This is a genomic window from Micromonospora sp. NPDC051296, from assembly GCF_040682255.1.
In the GTDB taxonomy this organism is placed as follows: Bacteria; Actinomycetota; Actinomycetes; order Mycobacteriales; family Micromonosporaceae; genus Micromonospora; species Micromonospora craterilacus.
The window spans coordinates 1-11,472 of sequence record NZ_JBFBAO010000228.1 but is presented as its reverse complement, the minus strand read 5'-3'; the positions used below and the strand labels follow the sequence as shown (position 1 = coordinate 11,472).

At 73.7% G+C, this 11,472-nt stretch carries 11 protein-coding genes, 1 rRNA gene and 1 pseudogene; 2 read left to right on the top strand and 11 right to left on the bottom strand.

The genetic code is table 11. The features are described from left to right. From AB0M52_RS22260 to AB0M52_RS22225, 8 genes and pseudogenes are all read right to left on the bottom strand, one after another. Positions 1-228, bottom strand: a pseudogene (locus AB0M52_RS22260) (hypothetical protein); the annotation flags it as partial. 62 nt (positions 229-290) lie between these two features. Then, positions 291-1,232, bottom strand: coding sequence for a copper transporter (locus AB0M52_RS22255; RefSeq protein WP_363956754.1), 942 nt, complete (start codon positions 1,230-1,232; stop codon positions 291-293). Positions 1,233-1,259: 27 nt separating this feature from the next. Beyond that, entirely contained in the window at positions 1,260-2,438 is a 1,179-nt protein-coding gene (steA, locus tag AB0M52_RS22250) for a putative cytokinetic ring protein SteA (RefSeq protein ID WP_363956752.1), read from the bottom strand. A 118-nt stretch (positions 2,439-2,556) separates the two neighbouring features. Beyond that, positions 2,557-4,314, bottom strand: coding sequence for a DNA repair protein RecN (gene recN, locus AB0M52_RS22245; protein ID WP_363956749.1), 1,758 nt, complete (start codon positions 4,312-4,314; stop codon positions 2,557-2,559). Between the two features lie 196 nt (positions 4,315-4,510). Then, the gene (locus tag AB0M52_RS22240) at positions 4,511-5,395 is read right to left on the bottom strand and encodes an NAD kinase (protein ID WP_363956746.1); all 885 of its coding nucleotides are present in this window, start codon (positions 5,393-5,395) and stop codon (positions 4,511-4,513) included. Further along, positions 5,392-6,252, bottom strand: coding sequence for a TlyA family RNA methyltransferase (locus AB0M52_RS22235; protein WP_363956744.1), 861 nt, complete (start codon positions 6,250-6,252; stop codon positions 5,392-5,394). The genes AB0M52_RS22240 and AB0M52_RS22235 overlap by 4 nt, the downstream gene beginning before the upstream one ends. 15 nt (positions 6,253-6,267) lie before the next feature. Next, on the bottom strand, positions 6,268-6,495 hold the full coding sequence (locus tag AB0M52_RS22230; RefSeq protein ID WP_363956741.1) for a hypothetical protein: 228 nt from the start codon (positions 6,493-6,495) through the stop codon (positions 6,268-6,270). Then, on the bottom strand, positions 6,492-7,067 hold the full coding sequence (locus AB0M52_RS22225) for a hypothetical protein (protein WP_363956738.1): 576 nt from the start codon (positions 7,065-7,067) through the stop codon (positions 6,492-6,494). The genes AB0M52_RS22230 and AB0M52_RS22225 overlap by 4 nt, the downstream gene beginning before the upstream one ends. A gap of 113 nt (positions 7,068-7,180) precedes the next feature. Here AB0M52_RS22225 and AB0M52_RS22220 point away from each other — a divergent pair, with 113 nt between their 5' ends. Beyond that, entirely contained in the window at positions 7,181-7,519 is a 339-nt protein-coding gene (locus AB0M52_RS22220; protein WP_363956757.1) for an SCP2 sterol-binding domain-containing protein, read from the top strand. Between the two features lie 51 nt (positions 7,520-7,570). Here AB0M52_RS22220 and AB0M52_RS22215 read toward each other — a convergent pair whose 3' ends face one another. Both AB0M52_RS22215 and AB0M52_RS22210 read right to left on the bottom strand, forming a co-directional pair. After that, positions 7,571-8,590: an HAD-IIA family hydrolase gene (locus AB0M52_RS22215; protein WP_363956736.1), complete on the bottom strand. Its 1,020-nt coding sequence runs from the start codon at positions 8,588-8,590 to the stop codon at positions 7,571-7,573. Further along, complete coding sequence (locus AB0M52_RS22210; RefSeq protein WP_363956734.1) at positions 8,587-9,549, bottom strand: Replicase polyprotein 1ab; 963 nt, start codon at positions 9,547-9,549, stop codon at positions 8,587-8,589. The genes AB0M52_RS22215 and AB0M52_RS22210 overlap by 4 nt, the downstream gene beginning before the upstream one ends. Between AB0M52_RS22210 and AB0M52_RS22205 the strand changes: the two genes are divergently transcribed. Next, the gene (locus AB0M52_RS22205; protein WP_363956731.1) at positions 9,484-11,286 is read left to right on the top strand and encodes a hypothetical protein; all 1,803 of its coding nucleotides are present in this window, start codon (positions 9,484-9,486) and stop codon (positions 11,284-11,286) included. The genes AB0M52_RS22210 and AB0M52_RS22205 overlap by 66 nt on opposite strands. Before the next feature lie 92 nt (positions 11,287-11,378). Here AB0M52_RS22205 and rrf read toward each other — a convergent pair. Continuing rightward, positions 11,379-11,472, bottom strand: a 5S ribosomal RNA gene (rrf, locus tag AB0M52_RS22200); the annotation flags it as partial.

Genomic DNA, 11,472 nt, shown 5'->3' with positions numbered 1-11,472 from the left:
CGGCAGCACGGTGCCGATCAGCACCACGGCCGCCACGGTGACCAGCAGGACGGCGGCGCCGGACGCGCCCGCCGCCAGCGCCGGGCCGGCGGCCAGGGTGACCGTGCGGCCCCGGAAGTTCGTCCGTTCCAGCCCCGGCCCGGCCGGGGAGGTACGGACCTCACGCAGCGCGTACCGGGCGGCAGCCGCCCCGATGCCTGCCACCAGCAGTCGACCGAGCACGCTCACGCCCTCCCCTCCCGCCTACCGGCGGCCATCGTCAGAATCGGACACCAGGGTGCACCGTCGGCTCACTGGGGCAGTCTAGGCACCAACGAGGCGGCGTTGTCGCCGACGCCGTACTGCCCGGCCTTGCGTTCGGCGAGCTGCTGCACCAGCGCCAGCGTGGTGACCAGTTGGCCCTGCACGGTGTTGGCGTTGTCGATGGTCGAGATGGTCTGCGCGAGCACGGCGTCGCCGCGGACGAAGGCCACCAGGTTGCCACCGGCGGAGCCGTTGCCGGCCACCACGATCCCGCCGGTGCGGTCGAACTGCTCGGCGACCTTGACCACCGACTCGTCCTTCTTCGCGGAGTCCTTGTCCACGTACGGCTGCCCGCTGACCACCACCACCGCCTCCGCCGCAGCGGTGATCCGCTCGGCGGTGGTCAGGTAGTTCGCGTTGCTGTACGCGGCCAATACCGCCCGCCGGTCGGCCTCGGTGACCGGCTCCGAGCCGGCGGGCCGGTCCAGCAGCACCGTGGCCAGCAGGGCGCTGGAGGTTTCCACGCCGTGGCCGTTGCCGGGCAGGCCGGCAGTCGGGGCGCTGGTCGGCCGGGCTGCGGTGACCGCCAACTCCAGCAGGTTGTTGTTGTTCTCCGGGTTGATGAACTTGTCCTGCAGGTCGACCCGACCGGTGAGGTCGGCACCCGCCAGCTGCAGCATCTTGAGCACACCCTCGGCGTGGTCACGACCGGTCGGCGTGGTCAGCACCAGCACCCGCTTGCCGGCCAGCTTGCCCGGCAGTGTGATCTGCGCCATCTCGGCCGCGAATTCCTCCTCCAGTTCCAACTCCCGCTGCATGCTCTGCATCTGCTGGCGCATCTGCTGGTTGTCCTTGCGCAGCGAGTTGACGGTCTCCTTGAGCGAATCCGCGACCGGGCCGTTGAGGGCCGCTGTGCCGACGACCAGGCCGATCGCCAGCGCCAGGAAAACCGCGGTCAGGGACACCACGTGGTACCGGAAGTTGATCACGCTTGCAGCCTCTTGATCGGTCGGGAGCTAGAAGAGCTGGCCGAGCTGGAACACAAAATTGTCCCACCACTCGGAGACCACACCCAGGTACGCCTTCCCCACGGTGGAGACGGCCACCGCCGAGGCCATGGCCGCGACCGCCGAGAGCACCAGCAACAACAGGGAGGAACCCGAGATGCCCTGCCGGTAGAGCCGGCTGACGCCCTTGGCGTCGACCAGCTTGCCGCCGACCTTGAGCCGGGTCAGGAACGTCGACGCCATGCCACCGCGCCCCTTGTCGAGGAACTCGACGAGGGTGGCGTGGGTGCCCACGGCGACGATCAGCGAGGCACCCTTCTCGTCCGCCAGCAGCATCGCGAGATCCTCGCTGGTGGCGGCGGCGGGGAAGGTCACCGCCGACACCCCCAGGCCGTTGACCCGGGGCAGCCCGGGGGCCCGCCCGTCGGGGTATGCGTGCACGATCACCTCGGCGCCGCAGCGCAGCACGTCGTCGGTGACCGAGTCCATGTCGCCAATGATCATGTCTGGGGTGTAGCCCGCCTCGACCAGAGCGTCCGCGCCCCCGTCGACGCCGATCAGCACCGGCTTGAACTCCCGGATGTACGGGCGCAGCACGTCCAGGTCGGCCTTGTAGTCGTAGCCGCGGACCACGATCAGGCAGTGCCGGCCCTGGATCTCGGTGCGGATCTCCGGCACGCCGACACCGTCGAGCAGCAGGTCGCGTTCCTGCCTGAGGTAGTCCATGGTGTTGGCGGCGAACGCCTCCAACTGCACCGACAGGCCCTCCCGGGCGTCGGTCATGGCCTTGGCGACACTCTCCGCGTCCTGCAGGCTGCCGTGCGCCACCGGGTCGTCCCCCAGGTACACGGTGTTGCCCTCGATCCGCACCGTGTCGCCCTCGCGGATCCGCTCGAAGATGCCCTCGCCGAGGTCGTCCAGCAGCGGGATGCCCGCCGTGATCAGCACCTCCGGCCCGAGGTTCGGATAGCGGCCGGACACCGACGGCTTGGCGTTGAGCACCGCGCCGACACCGACCGCGACCAGCGAGTCGGCGGCGACCCGGTCCAGGTCGACATGGTCGATCACCGCGACGTCGCCGGGGCGGAGCCGGCCGACCAGGCGCTTCGTACGACGATCAAGGCGTGCGGTGCCGAGGATTCGTCCCGGTTCCGCGTTCCGGGTCCGGCGCAACGTGGGTAGACGCATCGTGACCATCCTGGCATGTGAGGCAGGCGAATCTGTCGCGACATGCCTGAGCAGGGCCGCCTACCCAGGGAAGCACATGACGGCGAAGGCTGGTGTGCCTCCGCTCACAATCGCGGCCTCACGAACGCCGCTCCCTGGCCGCCACGACCAGCAACTCCTCCGCGTGTGCGATACCCAGATCGGAATCCGGCAAACCTGCCAGCATCCGGGCCAGCTCGCGCGCCCGCTCGGTGTCCTCCACCACCCGCACCCCGCTGGTGGTCACCGCGCCGCCGGTGTCCTTGGCCACCACCAGGTGCCGGTCGGCGAAGGCCGCCACCTGGGGCAGGTGCGTCACCACCAGCACCTGGTGGCTGCGGGCCAGCCGGGCCAGCCGCCGGCCGATCTCCACCGCCGCCTGGCCGCCGACGCCCGCGTCGACCTCGTCGAAGACCAGGGTGGGCGGCCCGCCGGAACCGGCGAAGACCACCTCGATGGCGAGCATCACCCGGGACAGCTCACCCCCCGAGGCACCCCGCTGCAACGGCAGCGACGGCGCCCCCGGGTGGGCCAGCAGCCGCAACTCGACCTCGTCGCCACCATCCGGACCGACACCGACCTCCACCCCGTTGACCGGCAACGTGGGCTCGGCCCGCCCGGCCGGCCGGGGCAGCACCGCCACCTCGACCCGCGCGTGCGGCATGGCCAGCCCGGCCAACTCGACGGTGACCTGCTCGGCGAACCGCACCGCCGCCTCCTGCCGGGACGCCGACAGCCGGCCGGCCACCTCGGCCACCTCGCCGGCCAGCCGGGACGCCTCCCGATCCAGCTCGTCGAGCAGCTCGTCGGAGGTGTCCAGGTCGGCCAGCCGGGTCCGGGCCCGATCCGCCCAGGCGATCACGCCGTCGACGTCGTCGGCGTACTTGCGGGTCAACGCGCGCAGCGCGGCCCGCCGCTCGTAGAGGACCTGCAGGCGGGCCGGGTCGGCGTCCAGCCCGGCCAGGTACGTCGACAGCTCCACCGAGACGTCGGCGACCAGGGTGGCCGCCTCCTCCAGCCGGGCCGCCAGCTCACCGAGGGCCGCATCCGTGCCGGCCTGCGCCTCCAGCGTCCGCCGGGCGGTGCCCAGCAACGCCGACGCGTCCGGCGTGTCGTCGGTGGCCTCCAACCCGCCGGCCACGCACTGGTGGGCCAGCTGCGCCGCGGTACGCAGACCCTCCGCGTGCTCCAGCCGCTGCGCCTCCGCCTTGAGCTCGTCGTCCTCACCCGGCTGCGGATCGACCCGGGTGATCTCGTCGAGGCCCAACCGCAGCAGATCCGCCTCCTGGTGCCGCTCCCGCGCGTTGCGCCGCCGGTCCGCCAGGTCGTCGACCAGCCGCCGCCACTGCGTGTACGCCTCCCGCGTCGCGTCGAGCAGCTTCTCGTGCTCCGGGCCGGCGAACCGGTCCAGCGCGGCCCGCTGCTCGGCCGGGCGCAGCAGGCGCAGCTGGTCGGACTGACCGTGCACGGCCACCACCTGCTCGCCCACCTCGCCGAGCATCGACACCGGCATGCCCCGCCCACCCAGATGCGCCCGGGAGCGACCCTCCACGGTGACCGTACGGCTCAGCAGGACCGAGCCGTCCTCATCGGGCTCGCCGCCGGCGTCGATGATCCGGGCGTGCACCGCCTCGGCCACCCGACCGTCGAGCCGCAGCCGACCCTCGACGACGGCCCGGCCGGGCTCGGCGCGAACCCGCCCGGCGTCGGCCCGGCCACCGAAGAGCAGGCCGAGACCGGTCACCACCATCGTCTTGCCGGCACCGGTCTCGCCGGTGATGACGTTCATGCCGCCGGTCAGCGGCAGCGTCGTGTCCTCGATGACGCCCAGTCCGGTGATGCGCAGCTCCTCCAGCACAGCAACCGACAGTAGACGCGTGCCCCGACACTTGACCAGCCGGCACGGCGCCCGCCGTCCGGCCGATGCCGACACCAGGCACCGTCGAGCGACCGCACCGCCCCCGGCCCGACCAGCGACACCCCAGGCCGGAGGCGGCACCGACACCGGGACGGCCCGACGGACCCGATCGGTCCGCGCACCCACCCGAATCCGCTCAGCGGCGGTTGCCCCGCCAGCCGTGCACCGGCAGGTCGAACTTGGCCACCAACCGGTCGGTGAACGACCGGTCCCGCAACCGCACGATCCGCACCGGCAGCGCACCCCGCCGCACGGTCACCCGAGCCCCCGGAGGCAGGTCGTACACCCGCCGCCCGTCGCAGCAGAGCACCGCGAGAGTGGTGAACGGGTCCACGGTGATCGAGAACGTGGAGGTGGGCGCGGTCACCAGCGGCCGGCTGAACAGCGCGTGCGCGCTGATCGGCACCAGCAGCAACGCCTCCACCTCGGGCCAGACCACCGGCCCCCCACCCGAGAACGCGTACGCCGTGGAGCCGGTCGGCGTGGCGCAGACCACCCCGTCGCAGCCATAGCGGGACAGCGGACGCCCGTCGACATCGACGAGCAACTCCAGCATCTGAGCCCGCTCACCCTTCTCCACACTGATCTCGTTGAGCGCCCACGACTCGATCGTCGGCCCGCCGTCGAACTCCGCGGTCACATCGATGGTGAGCCGCTCGTCGACGTTGTAGTTGCGACCCACCACGTCCCGCACCGCGAGGTCGAGATCACCGATCTCCGCCTCGGCGAGGAAGCCGACCTTGCCGAGGTTGATGCCGAGCAACGGCACCTTCGCCGGCCGGGCCAGCTCGGCGGCGCGCAGGAACGTGCCGTCCCCGCCGAGCGCGAAGACGATCTCGGCGCCTTCGGCCGCCTCCAGACCGGTCACCGGCACCACGCCCGGCAGGTCGAGGTCCTCGGCCTCCTCCGCCACCACCCGCACCTCGAAACCGGCGGCGATGAGATCCGCGGCGACCGTACGCGCGTGCTCGGTGCTGCGCCGACGCCCGGTGTGGGTCACCAGCAGGGCGGTGCGGGTCACCCGGCCACCTCCTCCGTCGCCTCGTCCGGCACGTCGCCGAACGCCGCCGGACCTTGCGGCCCGGCCGCCACCACGGCCCGCACCCGTTCCGGGTCGGCCGATGGCGCGTCCCGGCGTAACCATACGAAGAACTCGACGTTGCCGCTCGGCCCGGGCAGCGGACTCGCGGCCAGATCCACCAGCCCCAGCCGCAGCGTCGCGGCGGCCGCCGCGACATCGAGCACCGCCTCGGCCCGCAACGCCGGGTCGCGCACCACCCCGCCCGCGCCGACCCGCTCCCGGCCCACCTCGAACTGCGGCTTCACCATGAGCGCAAGGTCGCCGTCGGCCCGGGTGCAGGCGGCCAGGGCCGGCAGCACCAGCCGCAGCGAGATGAACGACAGATCCGCGACGGTCAGGTCGACCGGACCGCCGACCGCCTCGGGCGTCAGCGTCCGGACGTTGGTGCGCTCGAAGACCCGCACCCGCGCGTCGTTGCGCAACGACCAGGCGAGCTGACCGTAGCCGACGTCGACCGCGACCACCTCGGCCGCGCCCGCGCGCAGCAGCACGTCGGTGAAGCCGCCGGTGGACGCGCCGGCGTCGAGACAACGCCGGCCGGCCACGGCCAGCCCGCCCGCAGCGAACGCGGCGAGCGCCCCGGCCAGCTTGTGCCCGCCCCGGGAGACGTACGCCGAGGTGGGATCCTCCCCGGTTACCAGGAGCGGATCAGCGGGGTCGACCATCGCCGCGGCCTTGCGGGCCGGCACCCCCCGCAGCTGAACCCGACCGGCCTCCACCAGCGCGACCGCCTGCTCACGGGAGCGGGCCAGGCCACGGCGGACGAGTTCGGCGTCCAACCGGTTACGACGTGCCATGGGTGGACGGCCTCCTCAGGCCTGGTCGATGGTGGCGAGCGTTTCCCGCAACGTCTGGTACGCGGCCTCGTACTGCGCGATCTGGTCGGCGGGAGCCAGGGTCGCGGCGTTGGCCATCGCCTGCACCGCGGCGTCCACCGCCGGGTGACCGGCCTCGTCGGCCTCGTCACCGGACCATCGACGCGGCGGCGGCGGCCCCGGTCGGGGGCCCGGCGGCGGCCCGGGCCGCAGCGGCGCGGTCATGCGGCCCCGTCCGGTCCCGGCCGGCGCGCCGGCGCGGCCTTCGCCGCAGCCGCCGCACCGCCATCGGTACGGGCCACCGTGCCGGGCGCCTTCTTCGCCACCGCCTTCTTGGCTACCGCCTTCTTCGCCACCGCCTTGGTCGCCACGGCCTTCTTGGCCACCGCCTTGGTCGCCACGGCCTTCTTCGCCACCGCCTTGGTCGGGGGCGGCGGCGTCGCGGCCGCAGCCCCGCCGGCGGCCTTCACCTCGCCGGTCGGGGCGGTGGCGACGCCGGCGGCCGCACGGAGCTGGCGCTCCAACTCGCGTACCCGCCGGTCCAGTTCGGCTACCTCGTCGGCGGTGGCCAGACCCACCGCGCCGAGCGCGCGCTCCACCTCGAACCGCACCAGCTTGGTCAGCGCCTCCCGGTTGGCCGCCCCGGTCGAGCGCAGCTCCTCGGCAAGCATCTGCAGCTGGGCCGCGGTCGCGCCGGTCGAGCCCATCGCCCGACGGACCGCGTCCTGCGCCTTCTTCCGGGGCGCCTCCGTCAGGCCCATGGCCAGTTCGAGGTAGGCGCGCCACGCGTCCTGCATGCCTGAGTCCTTTCACCCGGCGGGTCTGCAGGTGTCACGCTACCGGGCCGCCGGGACCACCCCGTGCGGTACCGTGCCCGGGAGACGACGTGGTGTGGGGCGAGGAGACGATGTTGGCCACCGTGGACGAGTGTCGGCAGGCGTTGCAGGATCTGGCCGCCCGGCTCGAACGCAACGCGGAGACCGTCCGCGAGCATGTCGACCTGGACCGCACCCTGGCCTGCCGGGTCACCGACCTGGAAACCGCCTTCCACGGCCGGCTCACCGACGGTCGGCTGATCGACCTGGCCGACGGCGACGACCCGAAGGCGAAGATCGCCATGACCACCACCAGCGACGACCTGATCGCCCTGGTCCACGGGGAACTCGACGTCACCCGCGCGGTGGCCAACCGCCGAGTGTCGATCAAGGCCAACCCGTTCGACCTGATCAAGCTGCGCAAGCTGCTCTGAGCGCGCCAGACCCGTCAGGCTGCCGGGCTGGTCACGCTGACGGGCCTGCGTTCAGGACGCCAGGCCGAGAGACTCCAGCGCCTTCGCCGCCTCCGGCGACGCCGATCGGGGCCGGCCGTCCAGGCCACGCCCCCACGCCACCGCGCAGAGCGCCGCGAGCGCGTCCAGCGGCCGTCCGGACCCGGACAACTCCCAACCGTCGGTCCCGGCCACCACGTGCCAGCCGCCGTTGTCCGCCCCGGCCGCCGGCACCCGCACCACCTCGGCCGGATCGAAGAGCCCGGTCAGGTCCCAGGAGACGTACGTCGGTCGCTGCTGCGACGGGGCGGCGAGCAGCTCAGGGACGTCGCTGACACCGGTGAGCACCAGCAGACTGTCCAGGCCGGCCCGGTTGGCGCCCTCGATGTCGGTGTCCAACCGGTCGCCCACGACCAGCGTCCGCCCCTCGCCGGCCCGCCGGGCGGCGGTGGCGAACAGTTCCGGCGCGGGCTTGCCCACGACCTCGTCCGGTTCCCGGTCCAGCGCGGTCGCCAGCGCGGCGACCAGCGCACCGTTGCCCGGCAGCGGACCACGCCCGCTGGGCAACGTCCGGTCGGTGTTGGTGGCGATCCAGGTCGCCCCGCCGCGCACGGCCACCGCGGCCTCGGCCAGGTCGGCCCAGCCCACCTTCGGGCCGTAGCCCTGGATCACCGCGGCGGGCGACTCGTCGGCGCTGGACACCGGGGTCAGACCCACCGCGCGGATCTCGGACCGCAGCGCCTCGGCACCCACCACCAGCACCGGCGCGCCGGCGGGCAGCCGCTCGCCCAACAACTGGGCGGCGGCGACCGCGGCGGTCAGTACCTCGTCCGGCCGCGCCTGCACACCCATCCCGGTGAGCAGGTCGGCGACGTCGCCGGCCCGACGCGAGGCGTTGTTCGTCGCGTACGCCACGGCCCGGCCCTCGCCGTGCAGCCGGGCGACCGCCTCGACCGCGCCGGGAATCGGCCGGTCGATCAGGTAGATCACCCCGTCCAGGTCGAAGACGACCAGGGCGTAACCGTCGACCAGCCGATTCCCGGTATCGGTCATCGCGGCTGTGCCTGCGACTCCTGAGGGCGCTCGCCCTCGGCGCGTTCCCCACCGTCGGTCGGCACGACCTCCGGCTCGGCCTCGAGCTCCGCGGCCGGGCCGTCCTCGACCGAATCCGCTCCGGTCTGCTCGTCCTCCGCGAGGTCGTCCTCCGCGAGGTCGTCCTCCGCGAGGTCGTCCTCGGTGAGATCGTCCTCGCCCAGGTCGTCCTCGCCCAGGTCGTCCTCGCCCAGGTCGTCCTCAGCCAGGTCGTCCTCCGCGACGTCCTCGGTGAGGTCGTCGGTCGCTGCCCCGGACACGTCGACGTCCGGTCGCGCCGGCACTGCGCCGGGAGCACCAGGATCGGCGGCCAGTTCCTCGGCCACCTCGTCCTCGTCGTCGCCCTCGATGACCACGCCATCCAGTTCGAGCAGCCGCTCCGCCGCGTCGGTCTCCGCGTCGGTGTCGACCTCCGCCGCACGGGAGAACCACTCGCGGGCCTCCGCACGCCGTCCGACCGCCAGCAGCGCGTCAGCGAACGCGTACCGCAGCCGGGCCGTCCACGGCTCGGCCGTTTCGGCCGTCAGCTCGCGGACCTGGAGCATGGCCACGGCCGCGTCCCGCTGGCCGAGGTCGCCCCGCGCGCCAGCCGCCACGATCAGCAGTTCGATCGCGACAGCCGGATCCAGCTTCTCCTGCTCCGCGCCGCGGAACAGGTCGATCGCCCGCTCGGGCCGGCCCAGCGCCCGCTCGCAGTCCGCGATCACCGCAAGGTGGCTCTGCAGGCCGGTCATCCGGTGGTACGTCCGCAGCTCGGCGATCGCCGTCTGCCACTCCCCGTTGTGGTACGCGGCCAGGCCGACCGCTTCCCGAACCGCCGCGATACGCGACGCGAGCCGACGTGCGGCCAGTGCGTGGGCGAGCGCTTCGGCCGGCTCCTCGTCGATCAGCTGGCCGGTCGCCACGAGGTGCCGCGCCACGGTCTCCGCAACCGGCTTCGCCAGGGACAGCAGCTCGGCGCGAACATCCTTGTCCAGGTCGGTCGCGACGATCTCGTCGGGCAGCACCGGAGTCCGCGTACCCCCGCCCTCGCCCTGCTCCGGGCCGTCCCGCCGCTCCCGGTCGTCCCGGAAACCACGCTCCCGGCGGTCGCCGCCCCGCTCCTCGGCCCCCCGGCGGAAGCCGCCCTCGCGGCGGTCACCGGAACCGAAACCGCCCTCGCCGCGCGGGGAACGGTCCCGATCCCGGAAGCCACCCTCACGACGCTCACCGCCTCGGAAGCCACCTTCACGGCTCTCGCCGCCCCGGTAGCCGCCTTCACGACGCTCGCGGAACCCGCCGTCGCGGCTCTCGCCACCACGGAAACCGCCCTCACGACGCTCGCCGCCCCGGAAGCCGCCCTCGCGACGCTCGCCGCCGCGGAAGCCACCTTCACGGCTCTCGCCGCCCCGGTAGCCGCCTTCACGACGCTCGCGGAACCCGCCGTCGCGGCTCTCGCCACCACGGAAGCCACCCTCGCGACGCTCACCGCCCCGGAAGCCACCTTCACGGCTGTCGCCGCTGCGGAAGCCGCCTTCACGACGCTCACCGTCGCGGCGCTCGGGCCGGTACCCGCCGTCCCGGCGGTCCGGCCGGGAGCCGCCTTCGCGGCGGTCGCCGCCGAAGCCGCCCTCACCGCGCCGGAAGCCTCCACCCTCGCGGGGGCCACTGTCGCGCCGGTCGGCCCGGAACCCGCCGTCACGGCGCTCACCGTCGCGACGGAAGCCGCCGTCGCGGCGCTCGCCGGAGTCGGAGCCACCCGCACGCGGGGCACGGTCCCGGTCGCCGAAGCCACCCTGGCGGCGCTCACCGTCGCGGAAACCACCCTCGCGACGCGCGAAACCGCCCTCGCCGCGTTGGCCCTGGCGGTCGCCGTCGTAGCGCCCCTGGCCACCACGAGAGCCGTCCCGCTCGTCGGAGCCACGGCGGAAGCCGCCGTCTCGACGCTCGCCACGGAACCCACCCTCGGAACGGTCACCGCCGCGGAACCCGCCGTCCCGGCGCTCCCCACGGAAACCACCGTCGCGACGGTCACCGTCACGGAAGCCGCCCTCACGGCGCTCACCGTCGCGGCGGTCGTTGCCGCGGAAGCCCCCGTCACGGCGCTCTCCGTCGCGGAAGCCGCCCTCGCGGCGCTCCCCGCGGAAGCCACCGTCGCGGCGCTCGCCGTCACGGAAGCCGCCCTCACGGCGCTCCCCGCGGAAGCCACTCGCACCGCGCTCACCGTCACGGAACCCGCCGGAACGCCGGTCGCCGTCGCGGAAGCCGCCCGAACGCCGGTCGCCGTCGCGGAAGCTGCTCGGACGCTCGCCGCTGTCGCGGCTGTCCCGACGGAAGCCGCCCTGCCGGTCGTCGCCGTCGCGGCGCTCGCCGCGGAAGCCACTCGCACCACGGTCACCGTCGCGGGAGCCCTCGCGGCCGGCGCCGAAGCCCCGGTCGCGGCGCTCGCCACGGAAACCACCACCGGCACCGCGGTCGCCGTCGCGGAAGCCGCCCTCACGGCGGTCGCCGTCCCGCCGGAAGCCACCGGACCGGGAGCGGTCGCCGTCGCCGCGGAAGCCACGCTCCCGCCCGCGGTCGTCGCGGTCCGACGGCCGGTCATCACGACGGGAACCGCCGTCACGGTCGCCGGGCCGACCCTCGTAGCCCCGGGGACGGTCTCCGCCCTGAGGTCCTGAACTCACAGGTACATCCTTCCTGAGTACGCCGTTCCACGGCGCAACGCAGTCGAGGGCCAGCCCATTCCGGGCGGCCCTCGACTGTAACGTGTGTCCGGCGGTGTCCTACTCTCCCACACCCTCCCGGGTGCAGTACCATCGGCGCTGGAGGGCTTAGCTTCCGGGTTCGGAATGTAACCGGGCGTT